26 protein-coding genes, 2 tRNA genes and 2 riboswitches are annotated in these 25,142 nt (G+C 60.8%); of the genes, 16 read left to right on the top strand and 12 right to left on the bottom strand.

Annotated elements, in window-relative coordinates; genetic code table 11:
• The first annotated feature begins 85 nt into the window (after positions 1 to 85).
• The 7 genes from ade (at position 86) to ACEWPJ_RS16135 (ending at position 6,611) form a co-directional block, all read left to right on the top strand.
• A complete protein-coding gene (gene ade / locus ACEWPJ_RS16165; RefSeq protein WP_416514155.1) occupies positions 86 to 1,900 on the top strand; it encodes an adenine deaminase in 1,815 nt (604 codons plus the stop codon).
• Positions 1,897 to 3,381, top strand: a complete 1,485-nt coding sequence (locus tag ACEWPJ_RS16160; RefSeq protein ID WP_416514154.1) for an AMP nucleosidase — start codon at positions 1,897 to 1,899, stop codon at positions 3,379 to 3,381. Before ade ends, ACEWPJ_RS16160 begins: the two co-directional genes overlap by 4 nt.
• 131 nt (positions 3,382 to 3,512) lie before the next feature.
• Positions 3,513 to 3,800: an HU family DNA-binding protein gene (locus ACEWPJ_RS16155; protein ID WP_416514153.1), complete on the top strand. Its 288-nt coding sequence runs from the start codon at positions 3,513 to 3,515 to the stop codon at positions 3,798 to 3,800.
• A gap of 110 nt (positions 3,801 to 3,910) precedes the next feature.
• A complete protein-coding gene (locus ACEWPJ_RS16150) occupies positions 3,911 to 4,501 on the top strand; it encodes a hypothetical protein (RefSeq protein ID WP_416514152.1) in 591 nt (196 codons plus the stop codon).
• Positions 4,502 to 4,543: 42 nt separating this feature from the next.
• The gene (locus ACEWPJ_RS16145; RefSeq protein WP_416514151.1) at positions 4,544 to 5,416 is read left to right on the top strand and encodes a DMT family transporter; all 873 of its coding nucleotides are present in this window, start codon (positions 4,544 to 4,546) and stop codon (positions 5,414 to 5,416) included.
• A gap of 58 nt (positions 5,417 to 5,474) precedes the next feature.
• On the top strand, positions 5,475 to 6,188 hold the full coding sequence (locus tag ACEWPJ_RS16140; protein ID WP_416514150.1) for a cytochrome c biogenesis CcdA family protein: 714 nt from the start codon (positions 5,475 to 5,477) through the stop codon (positions 6,186 to 6,188).
• Between the two features lie 12 nt (positions 6,189 to 6,200).
• The gene (locus ACEWPJ_RS16135; protein ID WP_416514149.1) at positions 6,201 to 6,611 is read left to right on the top strand and encodes a thioredoxin family protein; all 411 of its coding nucleotides are present in this window, start codon (positions 6,201 to 6,203) and stop codon (positions 6,609 to 6,611) included.
• Here ACEWPJ_RS16135 and aroC read toward each other — a convergent pair.
• Positions 6,608 to 7,708 carry a chorismate synthase gene (aroC, locus tag ACEWPJ_RS16130; RefSeq protein ID WP_416514148.1) on the bottom strand — a complete coding sequence of 367 codons (1,101 nt, stop codon included), beginning with the start codon at positions 7,706 to 7,708 and terminating at the stop codon, positions 6,608 to 6,610. The two genes, ACEWPJ_RS16135 and aroC, sit on opposite strands and share 4 nt — an antisense overlap.
• 90 nt (positions 7,709 to 7,798) lie before the next feature.
• Positions 7,799 to 7,897: riboswitch (TPP riboswitch) on the top strand.
• Between the two features lie 36 nt (positions 7,898 to 7,933).
• Here aroC and thiB point away from each other — a divergent pair.
• The 4 genes from thiB (at position 7,934) to lysM (ending at position 11,685) form a co-directional block, all read left to right on the top strand.
• Positions 7,934 to 8,917 carry a thiamine ABC transporter substrate binding subunit gene (thiB, locus tag ACEWPJ_RS16125; RefSeq protein ID WP_416514147.1) on the top strand — a complete coding sequence of 328 codons (984 nt, stop codon included), beginning with the start codon at positions 7,934 to 7,936 and terminating at the stop codon, positions 8,915 to 8,917.
• Positions 8,914 to 10,467, top strand: a complete 1,554-nt coding sequence (locus ACEWPJ_RS16120; RefSeq protein WP_416514146.1) for a thiamine/thiamine pyrophosphate ABC transporter permease ThiP — start codon at positions 8,914 to 8,916, stop codon at positions 10,465 to 10,467. Before thiB ends, ACEWPJ_RS16120 begins: the two co-directional genes overlap by 4 nt.
• Positions 10,454 to 11,149 (top strand): ATP-binding cassette domain-containing protein, encoded by a 696-nt coding sequence (locus tag ACEWPJ_RS16115; RefSeq protein ID WP_416514145.1) that lies wholly within the window; start codon positions 10,454 to 10,456, stop codon positions 11,147 to 11,149. The genes ACEWPJ_RS16120 and ACEWPJ_RS16115 overlap by 14 nt, the downstream gene beginning before the upstream one ends.
• 104 nt (positions 11,150 to 11,253) lie before the next feature.
• Positions 11,254 to 11,685, top strand: coding sequence for a peptidoglycan-binding protein LysM (gene lysM, locus ACEWPJ_RS16110; RefSeq protein ID WP_416514144.1), 432 nt, complete (start codon positions 11,254 to 11,256; stop codon positions 11,683 to 11,685).
• Between the two features lie 81 nt (positions 11,686 to 11,766).
• Here lysM and ACEWPJ_RS16105 read toward each other — a convergent pair whose 3' ends face one another.
• The 5 genes from ACEWPJ_RS16105 to ACEWPJ_RS16085 form a co-directional block, all read right to left on the bottom strand.
• Positions 11,767 to 12,567: a cytochrome c1 gene (locus tag ACEWPJ_RS16105; protein WP_416514143.1), complete on the bottom strand. Its 801-nt coding sequence runs from the start codon at positions 12,565 to 12,567 to the stop codon at positions 11,767 to 11,769.
• 12 nt (positions 12,568 to 12,579) lie between these two features.
• The gene (petB, locus tag ACEWPJ_RS16100; RefSeq protein WP_416514142.1) at positions 12,580 to 13,902 is read right to left on the bottom strand and encodes a cytochrome b; all 1,323 of its coding nucleotides are present in this window, start codon (positions 13,900 to 13,902) and stop codon (positions 12,580 to 12,582) included.
• Positions 13,903 to 13,913: 11 nt separating this feature from the next.
• Positions 13,914 to 14,498 carry a ubiquinol-cytochrome c reductase iron-sulfur subunit gene (petA, locus tag ACEWPJ_RS16095; protein WP_416514141.1) on the bottom strand — a complete coding sequence of 195 codons (585 nt, stop codon included), beginning with the start codon at positions 14,496 to 14,498 and terminating at the stop codon, positions 13,914 to 13,916.
• A 232-nt stretch (positions 14,499 to 14,730) separates the two neighbouring features.
• The gene (locus ACEWPJ_RS16090; RefSeq protein WP_416514140.1) at positions 14,731 to 15,342 is read right to left on the bottom strand and encodes a glutathione S-transferase; all 612 of its coding nucleotides are present in this window, start codon (positions 15,340 to 15,342) and stop codon (positions 14,731 to 14,733) included.
• Positions 15,343 to 15,624, bottom strand: a complete 282-nt coding sequence (locus tag ACEWPJ_RS16085; RefSeq protein WP_416514139.1) for a hypothetical protein — start codon at positions 15,622 to 15,624, stop codon at positions 15,343 to 15,345. It abuts the gene before it with no gap.
• A gap of 105 nt (positions 15,625 to 15,729) precedes the next feature.
• Positions 15,730 to 15,876, top strand: a riboswitch (FMN riboswitch).
• A gap of 71 nt (positions 15,877 to 15,947) precedes the next feature.
• On the opposite strand from ACEWPJ_RS16085, the gene ACEWPJ_RS16080 reads away from it, so the two are divergent.
• Positions 15,948 to 16,382 (top strand): 6,7-dimethyl-8-ribityllumazine synthase, encoded by a 435-nt coding sequence (locus ACEWPJ_RS16080; protein WP_416514138.1) that lies wholly within the window; start codon positions 15,948 to 15,950, stop codon positions 16,380 to 16,382.
• 73 nt (positions 16,383 to 16,455) lie between these two features.
• On the opposite strand, the gene ACEWPJ_RS16075 is transcribed toward ACEWPJ_RS16080, so the two are convergent.
• From ACEWPJ_RS16075 to dapF, 3 genes are read right to left on the bottom strand one after another with little or no spacing between them, the layout of a single operon-like run.
• Entirely contained in the window at positions 16,456 to 17,085 is a 630-nt protein-coding gene (locus ACEWPJ_RS16075) for a glutathione S-transferase (protein WP_416514137.1), read from the bottom strand.
• Complete coding sequence (mtaB, locus tag ACEWPJ_RS16070) at positions 17,082 to 18,335, bottom strand: tRNA (N(6)-L-threonylcarbamoyladenosine(37)-C(2))-methylthiotransferase MtaB (protein ID WP_416514136.1); 1,254 nt, start codon at positions 18,333 to 18,335, stop codon at positions 17,082 to 17,084. The genes ACEWPJ_RS16075 and mtaB overlap by 4 nt, the downstream gene beginning before the upstream one ends.
• Positions 18,332 to 19,165, bottom strand: coding sequence for a diaminopimelate epimerase (dapF, locus tag ACEWPJ_RS16065; protein WP_416514135.1), 834 nt, complete (start codon positions 19,163 to 19,165; stop codon positions 18,332 to 18,334). The genes mtaB and dapF overlap by 4 nt, the downstream gene beginning before the upstream one ends.
• 111 nt (positions 19,166 to 19,276) lie before the next feature.
• Between dapF and ACEWPJ_RS16060 the strand changes: the two genes are divergently transcribed.
• Positions 19,277 to 19,352, top strand: a tRNA-Lys gene (locus ACEWPJ_RS16060).
• A gap of 45 nt (positions 19,353 to 19,397) precedes the next feature.
• Here ACEWPJ_RS16060 and ACEWPJ_RS16055 read toward each other — a convergent pair.
• Together ACEWPJ_RS16055 and ACEWPJ_RS16050 are read right to left on the bottom strand one after the other, a co-directional pair.
• Positions 19,398 to 20,288 (bottom strand): c-type cytochrome, encoded by an 891-nt coding sequence (locus ACEWPJ_RS16055; protein ID WP_416514134.1) that lies wholly within the window; start codon positions 20,286 to 20,288, stop codon positions 19,398 to 19,400.
• A 27-nt stretch (positions 20,289 to 20,315) separates the two neighbouring features.
• Positions 20,316 to 20,786 (bottom strand): c-type cytochrome, encoded by a 471-nt coding sequence (locus tag ACEWPJ_RS16050; protein ID WP_416514133.1) that lies wholly within the window; start codon positions 20,784 to 20,786, stop codon positions 20,316 to 20,318.
• Between the two features lie 88 nt (positions 20,787 to 20,874).
• On the opposite strand from ACEWPJ_RS16050, the gene ACEWPJ_RS16045 reads away from it, so the two are divergent.
• Entirely contained in the window at positions 20,875 to 21,750 is an 876-nt protein-coding gene (locus ACEWPJ_RS16045) for a LysR family transcriptional regulator (RefSeq protein WP_416514132.1), read from the top strand.
• Between the two features lie 175 nt (positions 21,751 to 21,925).
• Complete coding sequence (locus tag ACEWPJ_RS16040; protein WP_416514131.1) at positions 21,926 to 22,954, top strand: LacI family DNA-binding transcriptional regulator; 1,029 nt, start codon at positions 21,926 to 21,928, stop codon at positions 22,952 to 22,954.
• Between the two features lie 7 nt (positions 22,955 to 22,961).
• On the opposite strand, the gene ACEWPJ_RS16035 is transcribed toward ACEWPJ_RS16040, so the two are convergent.
• Positions 22,962 to 24,956, bottom strand: coding sequence for a CocE/NonD family hydrolase (locus ACEWPJ_RS16035; protein ID WP_416514130.1), 1,995 nt, complete (start codon positions 24,954 to 24,956; stop codon positions 22,962 to 22,964).
• 99 nt (positions 24,957 to 25,055) lie between these two features.
• On the opposite strand from ACEWPJ_RS16035, the gene ACEWPJ_RS16030 reads away from it, so the two are divergent.
• Positions 25,056 to 25,132 (top strand) — tRNA-Arg (locus ACEWPJ_RS16030).
• Positions 25,133 to 25,142: the final 10 nt, after the last annotated feature.

The following is a 25,142-nucleotide window of genomic DNA, read 5'->3' as shown; positions in this document are numbered from 1 at the left end:
GGGCATTGCATTTGCGACTTGCCTAGCAGTTTTGCGACAGTTTTTCGGGGCTTGAACCTCGGGTAATTCTCAGAACAATTGGGTGATGGAAAATCATGCTTTGAAATCTTGGCCGGATGTCGCGCCGAAACTCGTCGCCGTCGCTGCTGGTCGCGCACCCGCCGACACCGTTCTGAAGGGCGGCGCTTGGGTCAATGTTCACACCCGCGAGGTGCTTGAAAACCACGACATCGCGATTGCTGAGGGGCGGTTCGCCTATTGCGGGCCGGACGCGTCCCATTGCATCGGACCAGACACTCAGGTGATCGACTGCGCCGGGCAATATATGATCCCCGGCCTATGTGATGCCCATATGCACATCGAATCCGGGATGCTCACCCCGGCCGAATTCGCCCGTGCCGTCGCGCCGCATGGCACCACCAGCATGTTCACCGACCCGCATGAGATTGCGAATGTGATGGGCCTTGAAGGCGTGCGTTTGATGCATGATGAGGCTCTGTTACAGCCCATCAACATCTTTACGCAGATGCCGTCCTGCGCCCCGTCCGCGCCGGGATTGGAGACAACGGGCTTTGAAATCACCCCCGATGACGTGGCCGAAGCGATGACATGGCCGGGCATTATTGGGTTGGGGGAGATGATGAACTTTCCCGGTGTCGTAAACGCCGACCCGAAAATGCTGGCCGAGATTGCAGCGACCCAGCGGGCCGGAAAGGCCGTTGGCGGGCATTACGCCAGCCCCGATCTTGGCCCGGCGTTCCACGCCTATGCCGCCGGCGGCCCTGCTGACGATCACGAAGGCACCTGCGAGGCGGACGCTATTGCCCGAACGCGGCAGGGGATGCGGCATATGATGCGGCTCGGCTCTGCCTGGTATGATGTTGAAACGCAGATTACGGCGGTGACCGAAAAAGGGCTCGACCCGCGCAACTTTATCCTATGCACCGACGATTGCCATTCCGGAACGCTGGTGAATGACGGGCATATGAACCGCGTTGTCCGGCACGCAATTGAATGCGGATGCGACCCGTTGATCGCGCTGCAAATGGCGACGATCAACACCGCGACCCATTTCGGGTTGGAGCGTGAATTAGGCTCTATTTCACCCGGAAGACGGGCGGACGTGATCCTGACGAGTGATCTGGGCACCCTGCCGATCCATCGCGTAATCGCCCGAGGTGTGACGGTTGCGATAGAGGGTGAGATGAAGGTTGATTGCCCACACCTCGACTGGCCCGCCCATGCCCGCGACACCGTTCATATGGGTCGCGCCCTAAGCGGTGCGGATTTTGAAATCGCAGCGCCAGCAGGTGCGAACCACGTAACGGCGAACGTCATCGGTGTGGTCGAAAACCAAGCGCCGACGAAAGCCCTGAAGGCGGAGTTGAAGGTGCAGGACGGCCTTGTTCCGGGCGATCCTGAACAGGACGTTTGTCAGATTGCCTTGGTCGAACGGCATCAGGCGACGGGCGGTGTGGTCAATGCGTTCGTTTCGGGCTTTGGCTACACTGGGCAGATGGCGATGGCCTCAACCGTGGCGCATGACAGCCACCACATGATTGTTGTCGGGACCAGCCACGCCGACATGGCCCTTGCCGCAAACCGATTGCAGGAGGTTGGCGGCGGCGTGACCATCTGGAAAGATGGCAAAGAACTTGCCCTTGTCGAACTTCCGATCGCTGGCCTGATGTCCGACGCCCCGGCGACCGAGGTTGCGGCGAAGGCGGATAAGATGGTGCAGGCGATGGAGGCGTGCGGCTGCACGCTGAACAACGCTTACATGCAGCATTCCTTGTTGGCGCTGGTCGTGATACCGGAGTTGAGGATTTCTGACCTTGGCCTCGTCGATGTCCGCACATTCGAGTTGACGCCGCTGTTTGACGAAGGACAAGACCAATGAAACCAGCCGATCTGAATCTGACGGTGCAATCGCCGCCGACCCCGCCCGCGCAAAGCTTTCGCGACGGGACGGCTGCGGTCGACAAACTGTGCGAGCTTTATGAAGAAGCGATTCAATTTCTGGCGGAGTCCTTTTCCAAACGCGCCCAAGGGCCGCGGCCAGACGAACGCTTCCGTGCGTTTTACCCGGAAATTCGGATCAGCACGACCAGCCACGCGCAGGGCGACAGTCGCCTGGCCTTCGGTCATGTGGCCAGCCCCGGCGAATATGCGACAACCGTGACCCGTCCCGATCTGTTTCGCAGCTACCTGATCCAACAGATCGACCTGTTGATCCGAAATCACGACGTTCCGGTGACGATATGTGTCTCTAATACGCCGATTCCCGTGCATTTCGCGGTTGCGAATGATCCCGACGTAACGGTCCCGCAGGAAGGGTATCTGGAATATCCGCTGCGCGATATTTTCGACGTGCCGGATCTGTCGACGACAAACGATGACATCGTAAACGGGATGGGGGCCGAGAATGCCGATGGCTCCTCCCCCCTCGCGCCATTTACGGCGCAGCGGGTGGATTATTCGCTTGCCCGGTTGTCGCACTACACCGCGACCTTGCCCGAGCATTTCCAGAACCACGTTCTGTTCACCAACTACCAATTCTACGTTGCGGAGTTCGAAGCCTATGCCCGCAAGGTGCTGGCCGATCCTGACAGCGGCTACACCAGCTTCGTGTCGACCGGGAATGTTGAAATCACCGATGCAACGGCAGAGCTTCCGATCCCGGCGAAACTGCCGCAGATGCCGACCTACCACCTGAAACGTGCCGATGGGGGTGGGATCACACTCGTCAATATTGGGGTCGGGCCGTCGAACGCGAAAACCGCGACTGATCATATCGCGGTTCTGCGCCCCCATGCCTGGTTGATGGTCGGGCATTGCGCGGGCCTTCGGAACTCGCAATCGCTTGGCGATTTCGTTCTGGCCCATGCCTATCTGCGCGAAGATAACGTGCTGGATGCGGACCTGCCGATTTGGGTGCCGATTCCGCCGCTTGCTGAGATTCAGATCGCGCTTGAAAAGGCGGTTGCGCAGGTGACCGAACTGGAAGGCTATGAGCTGAAGCGCATTATGCGAACCGGCACGGTGGCGAGCCTTGATAACCGGAACTGGGAACTGCGCGATCAAACCGGCCCGGTTCAACGGCTATCGCAATCCCGCGCGATTGCGCTTGATATGGAAAGCGCGACGATTGCCGCGAATGGCTTCCGCTTCCGGGTGCCCTACGGCACGCTTCTGTGTGTATCCGACAAACCGCTGCACGGAGAGCTAAAGCTGCCCGGAATGGCATCGGATTTCTATACAACACAGGTGTCGCGCCATCTTTTGATCGGAATTCGGGCGATGGAGACCTTGCGCGAAATGCCGCTGGAACGCATCCATTCGCGTAAATTGCGCAGCTTTGAAGAGACTGCCTTCCTCTGATCGGGAAAAAAACCGCCGAAAAAGCATAAAAAGCTGCACTTTCGCTGCACTAATTGTTGTGTCCGACCGCTATATCCCGTTAAATGCCGCCAATAATGCCCTACAGATGGGCCAACTGAGGAGACATACAAATGGCAAAACCTATGACCAAAACACAGCTTGTTGCTGCTCTGGCCGATGAGATGGGGTCTGACAAGAAATCCGCATCCACCGCGCTCGACAGCATTATCTCGGTCATCACCCGCGAAGTATCCGCTGGCGGCGCAGTGACTCTGCCCGGCGTTGGCAAAATCTACTGCCGCGAACGTCCTGAGCGTATGGTCCGCAACCCCGCCACGGGCGAGCAGATTCACAAAGACGCTGACAAGGTCGTAAAAATGACGATCGCGAAAGCACTGAAAGACAGCGTGAACGGCTAAGTCGCCACGCCGTTCACGGGGTCTTGCCCCCGGTTCGAAATTCTCTAGGGTCGCCCGAAACGGCGGCCCTTTTGCATAGGCAGAGTCGAAACCGCGAGGATGGAGTGGGGATGATCAAGAAGTTTGCGAGCCTGATGTCGCTGCTGGCGATCCTGATCGTCGGCGGCTGCGGCGTGACATCGCCCGACGGCCCACCCCGCGCCGATCAAAGCGCGGTTGCAGAGCTTGCCGGCGCCATCCGTGCCCTTGGGCCGGAGGTTGATCCGGAGGAAGCGACCCGCGCCGCTGAGATTGCTTATGACTATACCCACCAGCTTGCGCTGCAATATCAGATCACCGACCCGCCGCTGATCCATAATATGAAAGTCAATCACGGGCTGCGTCCGCGCGGGCTTTGCTGGCATTGGGCCGAGGATATGGAAGCGCGGCTGAAGCAGGAAAATTTCCGCACGCTAACCCTGCACAGGGCCATCGCCAATGCCGATAACCCGTTTCGGATCGACCACAGCACCGCGATCATCAGCAAACGCGGGGATGGGATGTTCGACGGGATCGTGATCGACCCGTGGCGCTATGGGGGTCAACTGCACTGGTCCCTGACCCGCGAAGACACCCGCTATAACTGGCGCCCCCGCCGCGAGGTTCTTGATGAACGGCGTAGACGGCGTGAGGGGTCCGGCAGCGCCGCACCCGCCGGATAGCGAAAGATGACCTCGACTAGCATCCCCCAGACCGGAACTCGTATGGATCTCCGCGCCATCGCGATGGGGTTGGCTTTTGCGATCATGTGGTCGTCCGCGTTTACCTCCGCCCGGATGATCGTGATGGACGCGCCGCCGCTCACCGCGCTGGCGCTGCGGTTTTTGATTTCTGGTCTGATTGGTATCGCAATCGCCTTGGCACTGGGGCAAAGTTGGCGGCTGACGCGCAGGCAATGGCGGGCGACGATGGTGTTCGGGATCTGCCAAAACACGCTCTATCTCGGCCTGAACTTCGTTGCGATGCAGACGGTTCAGGCATCGCTCGCGGCGATTATCGCGTCGACCATGCCGCTGCTGGTTGCCTTCGCAGGCTGGGTGATCTTTCGTGAACGCCTTGGGGTGCTAGGTATCATTGGGCTGATTATTGGCGTGACCGGCGTGGTGATTATCATGAGCGCGCGGCTGACCGCCGTGGGGATTGACCTCACCGGGGTTGCGCTTTGCGGGTTGGGCGCGTTGGCGCTGACCTTTGCGACGCTTGCGGTCAGGGGCGCATCGTCGGGCGGCAACGTGTTGATGATCGTCGGGCTTCAGATGCTGGTTGGCAGCGCTGCGCTGGCCGTGGCCGCCGTGATCTTTGAAGATTGGCAGATCAATTGGACCTGGCGGCTGGTCGGTGCTTTTTCCTATACCACGCTGATTCCGGGGCTTGCCGCGACGTGGGTGTGGTTCAAACTGGTCAATCGGATCGGCACGGTTCGGGCCGCGACGTTTCATTTCCTCAACCCGTTCCTTGGCGTGGCGATTGCCGCGTTGTTGCTGGGGGAGGTACTGGGCGCCCGCGACATCATCGGCGTTGTGGTGATTGCCGCCGGGATTCTCGCGGTGCAACTGTCCCGCCAGCCGTCACGCTAACGTCAACGTGATGTAAGTCTGCGTGACTTGGACGCGGCTTTGCGCCAGATTTTCGCGCATGGAGTTTGTTTTCGCCTATCTCGCAGGGTTACTGACGCTGATTAACCCGTGCGTTTTGCCGGTTTTGCCGATTGTGCTGGCCTCTGCCTTGCAAGCTGACAAACGCGGCCCCATCGCTCTCGCCGCGGGGATGAGCGTTTCGTTTGTCGCGCTGGGCGTGGGTGTCGCGGCGGTCGGCTACACCCTCGGTATTGACGCTGATACGATTGCCCAGGCCGGGGCGGTTCTGATGATCGGCTTCGGATTATTGCTGCTAATCCCTCGGTTTAGTGCCGTTTTCGCGACCGCAACTGCCGGAGTGTCCGAGCGTGCTGACGTCCGGATGGGCAGCCTTGACCGGTCCGGCCTTGGCGGACAGTTCGCCGGCGGTGCCCTGCTCGGCGCGGTCTGGAGCCCTTGCGTCGGCCCGACCCTTGGCGGGGCCATCGCGCTGGCGTCGCAGGGCAAAAGCCTTCCGCTGGCCGCACTTATCATGATGGCCTTCGCGCTGGGTGTTTCGACCGTTATCATCCTGCTGGGCTATGGCGCACGCGCCGTTTTGGTGCGGCGGCGCGACCAGATGCAGCGGCTTGCGCAGCGGTCCCGGCCGATCTTGGGCTTCGCGTTCATCCTCGTCGGTGCCGCGATCCTGTTCCGTCTACACCACATCGCCGAGGCTTGGGCGGTTCAAAACCTGCCAAGCTGGCTTATCGACTTTTCAGTCTCTATTTAAGGAGTATCCACCATGAACCGACGCAGTTTTATCGCCCTCAGCACCAGTTTCGCGCTGCTGCCGACCCTGAGTTTTGCCACCCCACGCGGCTATAGTCCAGGGCTGGTCGACGATCTGCTGGCACAGGGCAAGACTGTGTTCCTCGATTTCAAGGCGGATTGGTGTTCGACCTGCGCTGCGCAGGAACGGGTGATCAACGCGCTTTTGCAGGAAAACAGCGCCTACGAGGCGAATATCGTCTTCGTCAATGTCGATTGGGATCAGTATCGCGGCGATGCTCTGACACAGCGTTTGCGGATTCCGCGTCGTTCAACCCTCGTTGTCCTGAAAGGCAATCAAGAGCTTGGTCGCATCGTCGCCGGAACCTCACGCGATGATATCAAGGCGCTGATGGACACGGCGCTGTCGGCGGCGAGCGCTTAACCGATCTTGCCCTGATTTTCACCGACCTGCCCACGGTGGAGCAGCAGGTGATCGAGCAGTACGCAGGCCATCATCGCCTCGCCCACCGGGACGGCACGGATGCCGACACATGGGTCGTGGCGGCCCTTGGTGATAACCTCGGTCGCGCTGCCGTCGATCTTGATCGACTTGCGCGGCGTCAGGATCGAAGAGGTCGGCTTGACCGCGAAACGCACCACCAGATCCTGCCCGGTTGAAATCCCGCCCAAAATCCCGCCCGCGTGGTTGGAGCTGTATTCAGGGCCGTTCGAACCCATGAAGATCTCGTCCGCGTTGTCGGTGCCGGTCAGCGCAGCGGCGGCCATGCCTTCGCCAATCTCGACCCCCTTCACGGCGTTGATCGACATCATCGCGGCCGCCAAATCAGTGTCTATCTTGCCGTAAACCGGCGCACCAAGCCCTGCGGGTGCGCCGCGCGCGACAACCTCGACCGTCGCCCCGACCGAATTCTGCGCCTTGCGGATCGCGCTTAGATAGGTATCCCATTCCTCGGCGGCTTTGGCGTCTGGCACCCAGAAATCGTTGCGTTCAACCTCATCCCAATCGAACCGCGCCCGGTCGATTTCCTTTTCGCCCATGCGGACCATATAGCCCTTGATTTCGACCCCCGGCGCCAGCGCCTTGATCGCTTCGCGGGCAATTCCCCCCGCCGCGACCCGTGCCGCTGTTTCGCGGGCCGAGGATCGCCCCCCGCCGCGATAGTCGCGATTGCCATATTTCAGATGGTAGGTGATATCCGCATGGCCGGGGCGGAAGGTTTCGGCGATATCGCCGTAATCCTTCGACCGCTGGTCGGTGTTCTCGATCATCAACTGGATCGGCGTGCCGGTCGTCTTGCCGTCGAACACGCCGGACAGGATGCGCACCTGATCCGCCTCTTGCCGTTGGGTTGTGTGCTTTGTCTGGCCGGGGCGCCGTCGATCAAGCCAATGCTGCAACATTGCCTCGTCCACCGGAACATTGGGCGGGCAGCCATCGACGGTCGCGCCCAATGCCGGCCCGTGGCTTTCGCCCCATGTGGTGACGCGGAACAGGCGTCCGAAGGTGTTGATCGACATGAACAGGCTCCTTTCACAGCGGTCTAGCGGGCGCACCCCCGCCGCTCAAGAGGAAACGGCTTGCCGAGCGGCGCGTTGGGGCATAGATACAACGATACCTCGGGGGGCCAATCCTGGCTGAGATGCGAAAGCGGACCCGTTGAACCTGAACCGGTTAAGACCGGCGGAGGGAAGGTTGAGATCCACTCACCCCCCAATCCGCCCGTCGGCAATGGAGGATGAGAGATGAAATATCCACTGATCGCTGCGGGAATCTGTTTGGCTGGCATGGTCCATGCCGAAACGCCCGTTTTGAAAGTCTACACCTACGACAGTTTCGTATCCGAATGGGGTCCCGGCCCGCAGATTGAGGCGGCGTTTGAGGAAACCTGCAGATGTGATCTGCAATTCGTCAGTGCGGGCGACGGCGCGGCGCTGCTGGCGCGGGTCCAGTTGGAAGGTGCGCGGTCCGATGCGGACATCGTGCTTGGTCTCGACACCAACCTGATGGCCGCGGCGAGCGAAACCGGGCTATTCGCCGAACACGGCCAGACGGCGGATTTTGACCTGCCAATCGCGTGGGAGGATGCGACCTTCCTGCCTTACGACTGGGGGTATTTCGCATTCGTTTATGACAAAGAAACAGTCTCTAACCCGCCCGAAAGCTTCTCTGAACTGGCGGAGTCGGATTTGCAGGTAGTCATTCAAGACCCCCGCTCCTCCACGCCCGGACTTGGCTTGTTGATGTGGGTGAAGCACGCGCATGGCGATCAGGCGGCGGAGGTCTGGCAGGGCTTGTCCGACAACGTGCTGACCGTCACGAAAGGATGGTCCGAAGCCTACGGAATGTTCGTTGAGGGCGAGGCCGATATGGTTCTGTCTTACACGACCTCGCCCGCCTACCATCTGATTGCGGAGGAGGACGACAGCAAGGCCGCTGCGCTGTTTGAAGAAGGTCACTACCTTCAGGTCGAAGTTGCGGCGAAACTTGCGAACAGCGATCAGCCGGAGCTGGCCGATCAATTCCTGTCGTTCATGCAGACGGACGGGTTTCAATCTGTGATCCCGACGACGAACTGGATGTATCCGGCAAATGAGCCTGAGGGCGGGTTGCCAAAAGGGTTTGAGACGCTAATCCAGCCGGAAACGGCCCTATTGACCGCGCCAGAGGATGCCCCGACTGTTCGTGATGCCGCGCTTGAGGAGTGGTTAACCGCCTTGTCACGATGAAACCGACGACGTTTTTCGGGGGCGCCGCTGCGGCGCTTCTGATCTTTCTGACGCTCGGAACGCTCATCGCCGTGATGACGCGGGCGGAGGGGGTGTCAGCACTTGGCCCCGCAGATTGGGCGGCGGTGCGGTTCACCGTGACGCAAGCCGTCCTCTCTGCCGCTATTTCGGTTGGGCTGGCGATCCCGGTCGCACGGGCGTTGGCGCGGCGGCGGTTCTGGGGACGGGGCGTGTTGATTACCCTGCTCGGGGCGCCGTTTATCTTGCCTGTGATTGTCGCGATCCTTGGCCTGCTGGCGGCGTTCGGGCGGACGGGGCTGGTCAGCACTATTCTCGGCTGGGTTGGTCTGCCGCCCCTGTCGATCTACGGCTTCCACGGGGTCGTTCTGGCGCATGTGTTCTTTAATTTGCCGCTGGCGACACGCCTGATCCTGCAAGGATGGCTTGCGATCCCGGCAGAGCGGTTTCGTTTAGCAGCCTCTCTGGGCTTTTCGGCCACGGACATGCGCAGACGTTTGGAATGGCCGATGCTGCGCGGGGTGCTGCCCGGCGCGTTCATGGTGATTTTCCTGATTTGCCTTACCAGTTTTGCCGTGGCACTGACCCTTGGCGGAGGGCCGCGGGCGACGACCGTCGAACTTGCCATCTATCAGGCGTTTCGATTTGACTTCGACCTTGGCAAAGCCGCGCTGCTCGGGATCGTGCAACTGGTGTTGACCGCCGTGGCCGCCGCGCTTTCGTTCAAATTCAGCCTTCCATCCGCGATGGGCACGGGCCTTGATCGCGCTGTGGAGCGGTGGGACGCAGGCGCGCTACCTATGCGCCTGCTCGATTCGATGATGCTTATGATTTCGACCCTGTTTCTGCTGATTCCGCTTGTTTTGGTGATCGCGAGGGGACTGCCCGCCGTGCTGTCGCTGCCGGGTAGCGTGTGGTCCGCCGCGATGAATTCGGTGCTCGTCGCGCTCGCATCGACGGTTTTAGCGGTCGGCATGGCGTTATCGCTTTCGCTTTGGGTCGTTGCGGTTCGGCGAAAGGCGATGAGGGGGGTGTTGGAGGCTATCGGATACCTCGCCATCGCCGCCTCGCCACTGGTGATTGGCACAGGGCTGTTCATCATTACCTTCCCGATTGCCGATCCGTTCAAACTGGCCTTACCGGTCACGGCGCTGGTTAACGCGGCGATGGCGGTTCCCTTTGGACTGCGCGTGCTGATCCCTGCGGCGCGGGAGGTTGAGGAAAGCTACGGCAGGCTCGCCCAAAGCCTGAACCTGACCGGCTGGTCGCGCCTTCGCTATCTGACGCTGCCACGGTTGCGCAGGCCGCTCGGCTTTGCGGGCGGGTTGGCTGCGGCCTTGTCGATGGGCGATCTTGGGGTCATCGCCCTATTTGCCGACCCGGAGGTCGCAACCCTGCCGCTGCAGCTTTATCGTCTGATGGCGGCCTACCGGATGGACGCCGCTGCAGGGACGGCGGTTGTGCTTCTTGGGCTGAGTTTGGCTCTGTTCTGGGTCTTTGATCGCGGAGGGCGTGTGAATGCTGACGCTTGAGGATGTGCTGATCGAACAAGGAGATTTCAGCCTGTGTGCTGATCTTACCATCCCGGCAGGGGCGCAAGTCGCGGTGATCGGGCCGTCGGGCGGCGGGAAATCGACCCTGCTGGCGACAATCGCGGGCTTCGTGACGCCATCGGCGGGGCGGGTCACGTGGGATGGAGGCGACATGGCCGCCCTTGCGCCGGGCGATCGGCCGATCAGCATTCTGTTTCAGGACAACAACCTTTTCCCCCATCTGTCGGTTCGCCAGAACGTTGCGCTGGGGCTGCGGCCCGATCTGCGATTGACCACGACACAGGAGGCGCAGGTCGACCACGCACTCGCCCGCGTGCGCCTGGCCCAGCACGCAGACCACAAGCCGGGGCGTTTGTCGGGGGGGCAGATCGCGCGTGTCGCGCTCGCGCGGGTGCTGCTGCGGGCGAAACCGCTGATCCTGCTGGATGAGCCGTTCGCCGCCCTCGGCCCTGCGCTGAAGGCCGAGATGCTTCAAATGGTGGCAGAGCTTGCCCAAGACACCGGCGTGACGCTGCTGATGGTCAGCCACGCGCCGGAGGACGCCAAGCTGATCGCGGATCAGGTTGTGCTTGTGGCGGATGGTCGGGCCAACCCGCCAGTCGCGACGGACGCGCTGTTCGCCAACCCGCCAGCTGCGCTGAAAGACTACCTTGGCGGGTGATACCACCCGGTGCGCGATTCCCAACGGGGCCGGATCGCATATCTTTCCCCTTTTCGTTTTGCCGCTTTGCGGTGAAACTGCTTCACCCAACAGAGGAGAGACAAATGGGCTTGTGGAGTTTTGTTAAGGATTCGGGAAAGAAGCTGTTCGGCGGTGGTGACGAAGCCCCCGATGCAGATGCGCTGAAGAAAGAGGTGAAAGACCTTGGTCTTGGGGCGGACGATGTCGACATCTCGGTCATCGGGGACAAGGTTAAGGTGTCTGGCGCGGGCCTAACCAAGGCGATCCGTGAAAAGGTGATTCTCGCGGTCGGAAACGTTGCCGGTGTCGCTGAGGTTGAGGATGACGGTGACGACGACAACACCGTGTTCCACACCGTTCAGAAGGGCGAAAATCTGTCGGTCATCGCGCAAAAGACGCTTGGGAAGGCCAGCCGCTATCCCGAAATCTTTGAGGCGAATAAGCCGATGTTAACCCATCCGGATAAAATCTATCCGGGACAGGTGCTGCGGATTCCGCAGGACGATGAGGCGTAAGAGGGCAGTAACCCAAGGTGCTCCGACAAAAAAACCCCGCCAGAGATGGCGGGGTTTTGATTTTTCGGATCGGACGAAACGCTATGCGTCGTCTTTCGCGTGTTTCTTGCCCTTGATCCCGGCCCAAAGCTGCTTGTTGGTCAGATACAGCAGGACGGACAGGATCGTCAGGAAGATCACGCCGACCAGGCCGGCCTGTTTGCGGGCCATCATCTTCGGCTCTGCCGCCCACATCAGGAACGCGGAGACATCCTGCGCCATGTGATGCACGTCATTGGCGTGGCCGTCGGCATATTCAACGATTCCGTCTTCAAGCGGCGGTGCCATCGAAATCCAGCCGCCGGGGAAGGCGGTGTTTTCGTAGAGGAATGCGCCAGCCTCTTCCTTTTCCTCACCCGTGTAACCGGTGAGGAGTGAGGCGAGGTATTCCGGGCCGCCCATGCCGCGGATGACCTGGTTGATCCCGAGGCCGTACGGGCCATGGAAGCCAGCGCGCCCCTTGGCGACCAGCGACAGGTCCGGTGCGCCGACACCGTCATTAACCGGGAACCTGTCCGCCGGGGTCGCCGGGCGGAAATCGTCAAGCTCCGGGTCGAAAACCTCGAATTGTTCGGCGTAGGCACGGGCCTGATCCTCGGTATAGCCGAGCCCGCCTTCATCCGCGATGTTGCGGAAGTAGACGTAGCTTAGACCGTGGCAGGCCGAACAGACTTCGGTGAAGACCTGAAACCCGCGTTGCAACTGGGCCTGATCGTATTTGCCGAACGGGCCCTCAAACGAGAATGCGAAATCCTCGATATGCTGCTCTTCGCCACCGGCGGCCATCGCACCTGTTGCCAGACCGAGGGTCAGGGCGGCTGAAATCAAAAGTTTTTTCATCATCCTGATCCTTTCTTATTCGGCCGGCGTGTCGGCGGACGGATAGTGCGCCTTGAAGTCGGCTTCAATGGTTTCCGGCTGCGGTTCCGGTTTCTCGATCACGCCAAGAAGCGGCAGGATGATCAGGAAGTAGGCAAACCAGTAAGCAGACGCGATCAGCGCGATCCAGTCATAGGGGAATTCGGCCGGGCGGGCACCGACCCACATCAGCACGAAGAAGTCGATGACCAGCAGCGCGAACCACCATTTGAACATCGGGCGATACCGGCCAGAGCGGACCGACGATGTGTCAAGCCACGGGGCAAGTGCCATCACAGCAATCGCGCCGAACATCGCCAGCACACCGAAGAACTTTGCATCGATGATGCCGCCGGTGATGAAGCTGACGAACTGCACCGCCCAAACGTCGGCGGTGAAGGCCCGCAGGATCGCGTAGAACGGCAGGAAATACCATTCAGGCACGATATGCGCAGGTGTCACGAGCGCGTTCGCCTCGATATAGTTGTCGGGGTGGCCAAGGTAGTTTGGCATAAAGCCGACGATTGCCCAGAACACCGTCATGATCACCGCAAGCGCGAACAGATCTTTGATGACGAAATAGGGCCAGAAGGGAACGGTGTCTTTTTCAGCCTCGGCTTTCGATCCGCGCCGCACTTCAACACCCGTCGGGTTGTTGTTGCCGGTCGAATGGAACGCCCAGATGTGAACGACCACGAGGCCCGCAATCACAAACGGCAGCAGGTAGTGGAGCGAGAAGAAGCGGTTGAGGGCCGGCTGGCCAACCGCGCCTGCGCCCAGAAGCCAAGTTTGGATCGCATCGCCGATGCCGGGGATCGCGCCAAACAGGCCGGTAATCACCGCCGTGCCGTGGAAGGACATCTGACCCCAAGGCAGAACGTAACCCATGAAGGCCGTGCCCATCATGCAGAGGTAGATCAACATACCGATGATCCACGTGACCTCTCGCGGCGCCTTGTAAGAGCCGTAGTAGAGACCGCGGAAGATGTGGGCATAGACCGCAACAAAGAACAGCGATGCGCCGTTCATATGCACATAGCGGATCATGTGGCCGCCATTCACGTCGCGCATGATGTGTTCGATTGACGCAAACGCCATATCGACATGCGGGGTGTAGTGCATCACCAGAACGATGCCGGTGACGATCTGCAGCACAAGGCAGAAGGTCAGGACAATGCCCCAGATCCACATCCAGTTCAGGTTTTTCGGGGTCGGGATCATCAAGGTGCCGTAAAGCAGGCCAACGATGGGCAGACGCTCATCCAGCCATTTTTCAAAGCCCGACTTGGGTTCGTAGTGATCGTGCGGAATACCGGACATCTGTTTCTCCCTTAACCCAGCTCGATCGTCGTTGCGTCGACGAATGCGGCGACCGGCACCGGCAGGTTTTGCGGTGCGGGGCCCTTGCGGATACGTCCTGAAGTGTCGTAGTGCGACCCGTGGCACGGGCAGAACCAGCCGTGGAATTCACCGGCGCTATTGCCCAGCGGTACACAGCCAAGGTGGGTGCAGACCCCCATCATGACGAGCCATTCGCCTTCGACCCCTTCGGCGTCGGGAGGCAGCGGAAGGAACCGGTTTTCATCGGTGGCCTCGGCCTCACCCACGATATTTTCGTTGCGGGCGACCGGGTCGATCAGCTCGCTCAGGTCGACGGCGTTTGCGTCCGCAATCTCTTCTTCGGTGCGGCGACGGATAAAGACGGGCTTGCCCTGCCATTTGACGGTAATCTGGGTGCCGGGTTCGACCGCCGAAACGTCAACGCGGATCGAGGCGAGTGCCTTCACATCTGCGCTTGGGTTCATTTGCTGAACCAGCGGCCAGACGGCCGCGCCTGCGGTTACTGCGCCAGCGCCAGCGGTGGCATAATAAAGGAAATCCCGGCGGGTGCCTTCGTGATCTTCTGCGTGGGACACGAGATGTTCTCCCTTTCTTGGCAGCGTGCCAATACGACTACTTGCCTGCGCACGAGCGCGGGCCTTCTCGCGCGGGTTATTAGCGAGCCTAGCGCGCCGCGTCCAGAACACAATGGGGGGTAAATCAAAAAGATGCGGTTATGTCGCGGGCAGGGTGGTTGGCGCCGTTGATATTGACCCGCCGTGTGATTTCGCCTTCGGCGAGAGTATTTATAGCAAGATGAAAGCGCGATCAGGCGACGGGCGGTTCTGTCATTTGCATCGACGGGCGTTGGGAGAAACGCTGAAACCAGTCGGCAAGGGCGGGGCGGGTTTTGCGCCAGTCCCGGTCGGCGTTGCGCATATCAAGGTAGCCAAGCGCGCATCCGACGCTGATCTGACCGATATTGATCGGCCCTTCAAGGTGGCCCATCCAGCGTGAGTCGAGCGCATCAAGGGCGCGGGCGGCCTTGGTCCACTGGCCCTCTACCCATTCGGGGAAGCGGATATCCTCGGGTCGCAGTCGCCATTCATAGGCGATCAGCAGGGCCGCATCGATGATCCCGTCGCCGGTCGCTTCGAGCGTCAGCATATCCCAATGAGCATCGCCGTCGCGATAAAGTCCGGCGTTTGCGCGGGCATCAAGGTAGCGGCAGATGACGCGGCTGTCGTAAAGCGCGGGGCCGTCGGGCCGTTCGAGTGCGGGCACTTTGCCGAGGGGATTCTTCGCGGGCAGTCCGTCAGCGGGCTTCAGCGGTGTGCCGGCCGTGTTTTCGAGGGTGACGTCGTCGATCTGGCCGGTTTCGTGCAACAGCACCATCACCTTGCGCACGTAAGGCGAGGTCGGCGAATGGAACAGCCGCACCTAGCGCACTCGACGCACGCGGAAGCGACCCAGCGCGCTGAGGTCGACGTGAAAGGCCGGACCGTCCTGACCCAAGCGGATCGTGCGGGCAAACCGCGCCGTTGCGTTGGCCTGATCCGCTTCACGCCGCATGGTTATGCCTTCGTCCAATGTATCGAGCGCATCCTCGGCACGTTGATCACGGCGACCGGGCGCGGCGCGGCGGGCGACTGCGTAGGTCGCCAAGGCGACGGTTCCGTAGCGCAGGGCAAGGCCCGCAACGGGGGCAAGGGGTAAGGGCATCTGATCCTCCCGAGTTTCAGGTTTAATTTAGGGGGCCGCCGTTCGGTTGTCCAATGCGGCGTGCAGAAAGGCGCTTGCAGGATTGCCACGGGCGGGCCAAGGTATCGGCGTTCTCAGGGCGGGGCGAAATTCCCCACCGGCGGTATGTGGGGCAATCCCGCGAGCCCGCGAGCGCCCCTGCCACGCAGGGGGTCAGCAGACCCGGTGAGAGGCCGGGGCCGACGGTTAAAGTCCGGATGGAAGAGGACGTGCAAGGGAGCGGTCAGCCGCGCCTTTGCTCGTGATCGCCTTGGGTGACGTGTCTGTTACGAAAGGAGATCACAATGACACACACCCGATATGCCTTCATCAAGGCAAACTGGCACGCTGATATCGTCGATCAGGCGCTGGTTGGATTCTGCGAGGTCGTGCCGCGTTCAGAGGTCGATGTCTTCGACGTTCCCGGCGCGTTCGAGCTGCCGCTGCTCGCGCGGGATTTGGCCGTTTTGGGGCGGTATAGAGCCGTTATTGGCGCAGCGTTCGTCGTCGATGGTGGAATCTATCGGCACGATTTCGTGGCGCAGGCCGTGGTGGACGGACTGATGCGCGCGGGGCTTGATTCAGGGATTCCGGTTTTGTCAGTTTCGCTGACGCCGCATCAGTATCAGGATACAGATCATCACAACGCGATTTACCGCGCGCATTTCGTTGAGAAGGGGCGCGAGGCGGCAGAGGCGGCGTTGATGATCGGAAAGACGCGCGCCGCGCTCGCCGCCTAGGCGCTTGGCACCACATCTGCCGGGGGCGCAAAACTTCGTGCCTCCGGCGGGAGTATTTTGGGCAAGATGAAACCTAGGGGGTCGGGAATGGGGTGATGGGGTCGCCCGCCTGCCACTTTGGGTATTTTGCCATGATGGATTTGAAGCGGTCGGACGCTTTGAACGCTTCAAGCCAGCGGATGAGGTTCGGCCAAGGCTGCGACAGGAACCAGTCGTAATCGACATGAGCAAACTGGCGCACGAAGGTGATTATGGCCATATCGGTTAGCGTGGGTTTGGGGCCGTGTAGCCATGCGGTTTCGGTGAGGTGGTTATCTATTTTCCGCAGAAATAGAGCCGCTTTTTCGCGTTCTTCGGCAGCATCGACCGCATCGTAGCGTGTGTGATACTTGTAGCGGTCAAGCGCGGTTTTGAACGGGCCGTCGCATTCTTCGATCAGGTCCAGATCAGACCCCGCCAGCCAGTTTTCAGGATCATTCTGCCGAAGCGCCCAAAGCATGATGTCAAAGCTTTCCTCAATCACCGTATCGCCGTCTACGATGACAGGAACGGTGCCTTTGGGGGAGGTCGCAAGGAACTCCGGCGCTTTGTCGCGCAGCAGGATTTCACGCAATTCGCAGGTGATCCCAGCGCTGGCGATCGCAAGCCGGGCGCGCATCGCGTAGGGGCAGCGGCGAAAGCTGTAGAGGATCGGGCGCGTCATACGGAGAGCTGGTGGCCCTGGATGCCGCTGATCGTTGCGGTCACGATCTGGCCTTCGGGTTGGCCGGTGGCAAACGAAACCTCGGTAAACTGCTCCGTCCGGCCCATGCGGGGGTTTTCCATCAAGATTTTATGGGTTTTTCCGACCTGATTGCGCAGGTGCTTTGCCACTTGCCGGTCGCCCGCGTTGCGCAGGCGGGCGGCGCGGTCTTTGATTGCGCGGCCATCGACGGCGGGCATTCGGGCGGCCGGCGTGCCTTCGCGGGCGGAATAGGGAAAGACGTGCAACCAGGTCAGGTCGCATTCCTCAACCAGCCGGAGGGAGTTTTCGAACATCGCCTCAGTCTCAGTCGGGAAGCCCGCGATGATATCGGCGCCGAAGGTCATGTCAGGCCGCAGGCGTCGCGCCTCTTCGCAGAAGCGGATCGCATCGTCGCGCAGATGGCGGCGTTTCATCCGTTTCAGGACCATATCATCGCCCGCTTGTAAGCTGAGGTGGAGATGCGGCATCAGGCGGGCTTCGGTCGAAATCGCCTGCATTAGAGCCTCATCCACCTCAATCGAGTCGATGGAGGAGATGCGCAGGCGCGGCAAATCGGGCACCAGCTTCAGGATACGCATGACGAGGTCGCCGAGCTTCGGCTCCGCAGGCAAATCCGCACCCCAAGAGGTGAGATCGACGCCGGTCAGGACGACTTCGTTATAGCCCTTGTCGACCAGCCGTTTGATCTGGTCGACCACCACCCCGGCGGGGACGGATCGCGAATTGCCGCGTCCGTAGGGAATGATGCAAAAGGTGCAGCGATGATCGCATCCGTTCTGGACCTGCACATAGGCGCGAGAGCGTGTGCCGAACCCGTCGATCAGATGGCCAGCGGTTTCGGTGACGGACATGATGTCATCGACCTGCACGCGTTCGGTCTGGCCGATGAAATCGGGACCCATCGCGTTCCATGTGCCGGCCTGCATCTTTTCGGTATTGCCGACGACAAGGTCGACTTCGGCCATGTTAGAGAATGTTTCAGGCTCTGTCTGGGCGGCGCAGCCGGTGACGATCAGCCGGGCATCGGGGTGGGTGCGGCGCAGCTTGCGAATTTCCTGCCGGGCTTTGCGCACCGCCTCTGCCGTGACCGCGCAGGTGTTGACGACCACTGCGTTTTCAACGCCCGCGTCGCCCGCGAGTTCTTTCATCGCTTCGGTTTCGTAGGCGTTCAGACGACAGCCGAGCGTTGTGAAAACCGGGGCGTTCATTGGACGGAGTCCAGAAATTCAGGCGTCAGCACGCCGTCAAACACATGCGTCGTCGGCCCGGTCATCCAGACGCCATCCCCGCGCCAATCGACGTTGAGCGTGCCGCCATCAAGATCAATCCGCACGCTGCGCCCGGTCAGACCGCGTCGGGCGGCGGCCACGGCGGTCGCGCAAGACGATGAGCCGGAGGCGAGGGTGACGCCCACGCCGCGCTCCCAAACCCGCATACGGATGTGGTCGGGCGCGACGATCTGCGCGACCTGCACATTGGTGCGTTCGGGGTAAAGGGGGTGATGTTCGTAGCGCGGGCCAAAACTCTCTAATGGCACGGCTTCGGCGTCATCGACGAAGAATGTGCAATGTGGATTGCCCATCCCGGTCGCCGTCGGCTCGCCTTCGATGGGAAGTTCGAGCGTGTCGATTTCTTCGGCGAGCGGGATATCGGCCCAATCAAGCTGTGGCTGGCCCATGTTAACCGAAGTGAGGCCGCCGCCCGCATCTTCGGCAATCAGCGTTCCGCGATCCGTGGTCAGCTCCAACCGGGTTTTGCCGGAGCGTTCCATGAGGTGATGCGCGATGCAGCGGGTCGCATTGCCGCACGCGGCAGAGGTCGAGCCATCGGCGTTATAGAACGTCAGATGCGCATCCCCGGCGCCATCGGACACGACAGCAAGTTGGTCGAACCCAACCCCACGATTGCGATCCGCGAGCGCGCGCGCGAGGGCAGGCGTAATCTCCGCCGGATGCGCACGCACATCGAGAACGACAAAGTCGTTGCCCAGCCCGTGCATTTTCCGAAACGGCAGGCCGCCGTCGTTTCTGTCGCGCATATCATCCATCCGCCCCATATAGGGGACGCAGAAAAATCAATCCAGTGGGGTCATTCATGTGGATTCGGCCTTGACCCCCCGGAATAGCTTTCCTAATTAGGCGCCTTGTGTGGGCCCTTAGCTCAGTTGGTAGAGCGGCTGACTTTTAATCAGTAGGTCGCAGGTTCGAACCCTGCAGGGCTCACCATTTCAAATCCCCGTTTTGTGATGGTTGCGGTTGGGTGACGAAAGCCTACTCCCCCACAGCAGGCACGATCTTTAGGTAGGCGACGATGGCATCGCGGTCGGCCTGTTCCAGCTTGGCGGTGTTTTCGATCACGTCGGCCATGTGGCCACCTGCTGTATCGAAATCTGGCGTGAAGCCGGATTTGAGGTATTCCGCGATGTCGGCGGCGCTCCAATCCAGACCGGCGGGGGTGATGTTGGGGATGCGTCCGCGACCGGAGGGGTTCGGCGCGCCGGATAGCCACTCGTCGCGTTTTAGACCGCCAAGGGCGTTGCGCGGGGTGTGGCATTCGCCGCAATGACCAAGCGCTTCGACCAGATAGCGGCCGCGTTCCTGTTCCGGTGTCAGATCGCCGGTGACGATCCAATCGTCTGACGCGAACAGGAACTTCCAGCCGCCGAGGCTGCGGCGGATGTTGAACGGGAAGCCGACGTCGTGGTCCTGATTGGGCGTCGCGTCCGCAGGCAGAGTGCGAAGATAGGCATGTAGCGAGACGACGTCGCCAAACTCCATCTTGTTGTAGGCGTTATACGGGAAGGCGGGGAAATAGTGCTGACCGCCGGGGCCAGTCCCATGCAGCAGCGCGTTTGCCAGGTCGACGGCGGACCAGTCGCCGATCCCGTGCGTCGCGTCGGTCGAGATGTTCGGTGCGATGAACGTGCCAAAATCCGATGGAAACTGTCGCCCACCGCCAAGCAGCAGCTTGTCGTCGCCGGTCGCTTCGGGGGCGGCGTGGCAAGATGCACAGCCGCCCGCGTTAAAGACTGTCTCACCGCGGGCCAAATCAGGCTCTAACCCGGCGAGTTCGCCCGCGTCGATTGTTTTAGGGGCAGTGATGAACCATGCAATCGCCGCGCCGACAATCGCAAGCGCAATCAAGGCACGAAGCCACTTCATCTGCTGCCTTTCCCTGTCGGTGTGCGACTACTGGTCGTTCGGCTGACGATACGCCTTGTGGCACGCGCCGCAAGCTTCTCCTACAGGACCAATCGCTCCCTGAAGCGCGGCAAGGTCGGTCCCCGCGGCGGCTTCCATCGCGACGGCAGCTTCGTTCAACGCGCCGGCCTTCATGATGACATCGTCGATATTGTCCCAGATTTTCGGCAACGCGCGAGAGCCTTCCATGGAATCGGAATCGGTTCCGGCGGGCCACATCGTCGACTGGTCCAGCATGCTGAGCGCGGCAAGGTTCGCCGCAGCGTTTCCTGCGGCTTCCGCATCATAGGGGGATTCTTCCTTTGCCATCGAACCGAGCTGGCCGAGGTTGTAGGCATAAAGCTGCATCAGCGCTTTGCGCGCCTTGACGGCCGGATCGACATTATCCTGCGCGATTGCGATCCCTGCACCGAATACGGCGAGAATTCCAATCGCTCCAAGCTTGGCTGAAATCTTCATAGCTACGCTCCCTGTTGGTGGATGGGGAAATGATACGGTATTCATTATTTCATACCATTCGCAATTTTTGTCGGTTAGCTGTGAAAATATGAACAACGCAAATTGGGATGACCTTCGTTTCGTGCTGGCGGTGGCCGAAACCGGAACCGTTAGCGCCGCTGCCGGGCGGCTGGGTGTGACCCATGCGACCGTCATCCGTCGCGTCGCCGCGTTTGAGGAACGATATGGCCAGCGGATCTTCCAGCGCTCCGCCAAGGGGTATCGGGTTTTGCCGGATTGCCACGATGTCATCGACGCCGCCCGGCGCGTCGAGGAATCAGTGCTCGCGGTCGAACGTACGATGTTCGGCGCGGAAACGCGGCTGTCCGGGGCGGTTCGGATCACATCGACCGACAGCCTGTGTCAGACCCTATTGCCGCCGATAATCGCCCGGATCGCAAAGGCCTACCCGGCGCTCAAGATCGCGTTGCTAAGCGCGAACACTCATCTTGATTTCGCGCGGTTCACGGCGGACATCACCGTTCGCCCCGCAGCGGTGCTTGAGGATGGGCTTGAAGGACAACGCGCCGGATCGCTGGCCTTTGCGGTTTATCACAACGGCACCGTTAACGAGAATTGGCTTGGCCTCACCGGCCCCATCGCGCGGTCCCTGCCGGCGAAATGGCTGGAAAAGAACGTGAAGTCGGACCGCATCGTGCAGACCTCTGACAGCTTTGTGGTTCTGGCCGAACTTGCGGCGGCGGGAATCGGGATGGCCTATCTGCCCTGCCTGATCGGTGATCGGGACGCACGCCTGACGCGGTCAGAATTGCCTGCTGACAGCATGAGTGTCGATTTGTGGGTTGCGAGCCATGCGGAGCTTGCCGACACCGTCCGGTTCCGCGTGGTGCGCGAATTGCTGATTGAAGAACTGGTAAAGGATGCCGTCGCATTAAGCGGGGCAGGTGTCATGGAACAGAAATGAAAAAGGAGGAACACGTGTGGCCCACCGTTCCCCCTTTTTGCGCGAAGCTCGCAGCGCGGGGCTGCGAGTCTCCGTTCCCATATGTTAGCGATAACATAGAGTGAATTGCTCTATTGGACAAGCCTTTGTTTGGCGCTAACAATAGGGCGAAGCCATTGATTGAAGCAGGATTGACATGAAACAGGCCCCCCAAGAAGCCGCGAAGCGCACGCTAACCCTGCGCGATGTGTCCGAAGCCTCCGGCGTAAGCGAAATGACCGTGTCGCGGGTGCTACGCAACCGGGGCGATGTGTCCGATGCAACACGGCAAAAGGTGCTGGCGGCGGCCAAGGCGCTGGGCTACGTGCCGAACAAGATCGCGGGCGCCCTTGCGTCAAAGCGGGTCAATCTGGTGGCGGTCATCATTCCGTCCGTGTCGAACATGGTGTTTCCTGAGGTGCTGACAGGTGTCTCCGAAGTGCTGGACGGCACTGGGCTGCAACCAGTTGTCGGTCTGACAAACTACCTGCCCGAAAAGGAAGAGTCGGTTCTTTACGAGATGCTGTCCTGGCGGCCATCGGGCGTTATTATCGCGGGTCTGGAACATACCGATGCCGCGCGTGCGATGCTGAAGAACGCTGACATTCCGGTGGTAGAGATTATGGATGTCGACGGCACGCCGGTCGATGCGATGGTCGGGATTTCCCACCGCCGCGCGGGCCGCATGATGGCGCAGGCAATTGCCAAGGCGGGGTATGAGCGGATCGGGTTCCTCGGCACCAAGATGCCGCTCGACCACCGTGCGCGGAAACGGTTTGAAGGTTTCACCGAAGCGCTCGCCAAAGACGGGCTGGAAGTCGCGGATCAGGAGTTTTATTCGGGTGGATCGTCCCTCGCAAAAGGGCGGGAGATGACGGAAACCATCCTGACGCGGACGGAAGACCTCGATTTCCTCTATTATTCAAACGACATGATCGGTGCCGGTGGGCTGCTATATTGCCTCGACCAAGGGATCGACGTGCCGGGCCAGATTGGGTTGGCCGGTTTTAACGGAACGGAGCTGCTGGACGGCCTGCCGATTCAATTGGCCACAATGGACGCCGGTCGCGCGGAGACCGGGCGCAAAGCGGCAGAGATCATCGCACGCCGTGCCGAAAACGCGGAAACCGAAGGTCGGGTAGAGCTGTCGCCAAAGATCCAGTTTGGCGCAACGCTGAAGCGCTAGAGTTGGGTCAGGCGCGCGGCGTTTTTGACTTGAAAGTCCGCTCGAACACGAGCGCGTCACCCTCAAACGCCTGAAGGTGCTGGGTGACGTGAAAATGTGCCTGATCTCCGTGCATCTCTGTCAGCAACTTTGTTGAAACTGCCCAATCGCCACGGGCCATACCGCGGCTCCACTCAATTCGGACGCTGGCAGTGGTTGGATCATCGGCCCCGATTGCCCAGTTCTCTCGCAACGCGCTTTCGGTAATAAGCCCGGACTCCTGATCTTCATGCCGTCCGTGGTCGGCTTCTATCGTCAGCGTGGTCACGTCATTCACCGGATCGGTGTGCTGGGTCTTGGCCTCGTGCCCTTCGCGTAAGCATTTTCTGCGTCGGGGGCGGGCGGCCTCCGGGTCTGGGAAAGTGCATTCGTGACCCTCTGTCCTCGGGCGCACTGGAATTTCCAAATTGCCGGCGGTCAGGGTCAGTGTAACCGGCTCTGCCTCGGGCCACAGGAACGGCCAGTAGCTTGACGAAACCGCGACACGAAGGCGGTGGTCGGCAGGCAGGCGGTAGGCGGCTTGGTCGAGGGTTACGCACACGTCCATCACCTCGTCCGGTTGGATCGGGTCGAGCCGATCAAACCCGTTGCGATGCCTGAGGTTCAGTATTCCCCGGCTGATCAGGGCAGAACTGCCGTCGGGGCGCAAGTCCGTCAGCCGCACGATAATCTGCGCTGCCGGGCGGTCGGCTGCGACCGTCAAGCGGACTGTCGGCGCGCCGATGATGTCCGTATCGCCCTCCACGATGTCGCTGTCGAAACAGGCAGACACTGCGTCGTCCGCCGACTGATCACCGGGAAGCTCTCCGGGGCCGAAGCCGAACGGGAAATACTCACCCGCCGCTTGTCCGCAGGATAGGTCATAGGGGACCGTAACCGCGAAAGGCTCCGCCTGTCCAAGCGTGCCGTCACCAAGGGAAAGTGTGTGGGTTTCAATCGATTTCGATGGCCAGTCATCCTCGGCCACCCAACGGCCGGGGTGGTGGTCCAGAGTCTCTTGCGGTGGAATACTGTCCATCAGCCACGCGCGGTAGGCGGGGTCATTCTCAACGCCTGTTTCGACGCCCTTCAACCAGCGATCATACCAACGAAGCGCCTCTTGCAGAAAACCGATAGAGGGGCCGATCCCAGACATAAACGGATATTTGTGGTTCCACGGCCCGGCGATCCCCTTGACCGGAACGGACAGATTTTCGACCAGATGCGCCATCGTGTTGCGATAGCCATCATGCAACCCGCCGAGCGCCAGTACGGGCACCTTGATTGCGCTGTATTCTTCGCAGACCGAGCCGTGTTGCCAATAGCTGTCGCGGGTCGGATGCTCCTGCCAAATCTGGCCAAGGGGCGGCGTGGCCTCCAACCGCTCCAGCCACATCGCGCGGCATGCGTCCCCGACGATTTGCGGATCGGGCGGCGAGGCGTTCCAAGACATCGCTGTCGCCGCCCAGCCGATATTTTCGCCAAGCTGAACCCCGCCCTTGTAGTGGATGTCGTCGGCAAACCGATCCACCGTCGATCCGATGGTGATGACCGCCTTCAAGGTCTTCGGCGCGCGGGCTGCGATTTGCAGGCTGTTGAAGCCGCCCCAGGAAATCCCCTGCATCCCGATATTGCCGTCGCACCACGGCTGCCCGGCGATCCAGTGGAGGATGTCGACGCCGTCCTGAAGCTCCTGTTCGGAATACTCGTCGTCAAATACACCCTCGCTATCGCCGCAACCGCGCCGGTCCACCCGGACACAGGCATAGCCATGCCCGGCCAGATAGGGGTGCATCAGCTGGTCACGCAGGATCGTGCCATCGGATTTGCGATAGGGCAGGTATTCGAGGATCGCAGGCACCGGATTGGTCTGCGCGCTTTCCGGTATCCAAACCCGCGCAGACAGGCGCCTGCCGTCCGGCAGGTGGATCGGCATATCCATGTCATCCGTGATCGCGTGCGGTAGGTCAGTGACGGTTTTCACCCCGGCGCTCCTGCTGGTTCGCGATGAGATTAGCCAATTTCACCGATCCGGCCAGAGCACAATTGCGCCCAGCAACCCGAAACGCTATCCCGGTCGGACGGCCCCGTGGCTCAACTGGATAGAGCAGCCCCCTCCTAAGGGGCAGGTTGCAGGTTCGAATCCTGCCGGGGTCGCCAAAACTGCCTG

The organism is Aliiroseovarius sp. YM-037 (genome assembly GCF_048060095.1).
In the GTDB taxonomy this organism is placed as follows: domain Bacteria; phylum Pseudomonadota; class Alphaproteobacteria; order Rhodobacterales; family Rhodobacteraceae; genus JBLUOA01.
The sequence above is the reverse complement of the archived record's forward strand: the minus strand, read 5'-3'. Positions and strand labels throughout refer to the sequence as shown.

Coding starts and splice junctions, on each gene's coding strand:
- ade (WP_416514155.1), top strand. CDS start 86: ATGGAAAATCATGCTTTGAAATCTTGGCCGGATGTCGCGCCGAAACTC.
- ACEWPJ_RS16160 (WP_416514154.1), top strand. CDS start 1,897: ATGAAACCAGCCGATCTGAATCTGACGGTGCAATCGCCGCCGACCCCG.
- ACEWPJ_RS16155 (WP_416514153.1), top strand. CDS start 3,513: ATGGCAAAACCTATGACCAAAACACAGCTTGTTGCTGCTCTGGCCGAT.
- ACEWPJ_RS16150 (WP_416514152.1), top strand. CDS start 3,911: ATGATCAAGAAGTTTGCGAGCCTGATGTCGCTGCTGGCGATCCTGATC.
- ACEWPJ_RS16145 (WP_416514151.1), top strand. CDS start 4,544: ATGGATCTCCGCGCCATCGCGATGGGGTTGGCTTTTGCGATCATGTGG.
- ACEWPJ_RS16140 (WP_416514150.1), top strand. CDS start 5,475: ATGGAGTTTGTTTTCGCCTATCTCGCAGGGTTACTGACGCTGATTAAC.
- ACEWPJ_RS16135 (WP_416514149.1), top strand. CDS start 6,201: ATGAACCGACGCAGTTTTATCGCCCTCAGCACCAGTTTCGCGCTGCTG.
- aroC (WP_416514148.1), bottom strand. CDS start 7,708: ATGTCGATCAACACCTTCGGACGCCTGTTCCGCGTCACCACATGGGGC.
- thiB (WP_416514147.1), top strand. CDS start 7,934: ATGAAATATCCACTGATCGCTGCGGGAATCTGTTTGGCTGGCATGGTC.
- ACEWPJ_RS16120 (WP_416514146.1), top strand. CDS start 8,914: ATGAAACCGACGACGTTTTTCGGGGGCGCCGCTGCGGCGCTTCTGATC.
- ACEWPJ_RS16115 (WP_416514145.1), top strand. CDS start 10,454: ATGCTGACGCTTGAGGATGTGCTGATCGAACAAGGAGATTTCAGCCTG.
- lysM (WP_416514144.1), top strand. CDS start 11,254: ATGGGCTTGTGGAGTTTTGTTAAGGATTCGGGAAAGAAGCTGTTCGGC.
- ACEWPJ_RS16105 (WP_416514143.1), bottom strand. CDS start 12,567: ATGATGAAAAAACTTTTGATTTCAGCCGCCCTGACCCTCGGTCTGGCA.
- petB (WP_416514142.1), bottom strand. CDS start 13,902: ATGTCCGGTATTCCGCACGATCACTACGAACCCAAGTCGGGCTTTGAA.
- ACEWPJ_RS16085 (WP_416514139.1), bottom strand. CDS start 15,624: ATGCCCTTACCCCTTGCCCCCGTTGCGGGCCTTGCCCTGCGCTACGGA.
- ACEWPJ_RS16080 (WP_416514138.1), top strand. CDS start 15,948: ATGACACACACCCGATATGCCTTCATCAAGGCAAACTGGCACGCTGAT.
- ACEWPJ_RS16075 (WP_416514137.1), bottom strand. CDS start 17,085: ATGACGCGCCCGATCCTCTACAGCTTTCGCCGCTGCCCCTACGCGATG.
- mtaB (WP_416514136.1), bottom strand. CDS start 18,335: ATGAACGCCCCGGTTTTCACAACGCTCGGCTGTCGTCTGAACGCCTAC.
- dapF (WP_416514135.1), bottom strand. CDS start 19,165: ATGCGCGACAGAAACGACGGCGGCCTGCCGTTTCGGAAAATGCACGGG.
- ACEWPJ_RS16055 (WP_416514134.1), bottom strand. CDS start 20,288: ATGAAGTGGCTTCGTGCCTTGATTGCGCTTGCGATTGTCGGCGCGGCG.
- ACEWPJ_RS16050 (WP_416514133.1), bottom strand. CDS start 20,786: ATGAAGATTTCAGCCAAGCTTGGAGCGATTGGAATTCTCGCCGTATTC.
- ACEWPJ_RS16045 (WP_416514132.1), top strand. CDS start 20,875: ATGAACAACGCAAATTGGGATGACCTTCGTTTCGTGCTGGCGGTGGCC.
- ACEWPJ_RS16040 (WP_416514131.1), top strand. CDS start 21,926: ATGAAACAGGCCCCCCAAGAAGCCGCGAAGCGCACGCTAACCCTGCGC.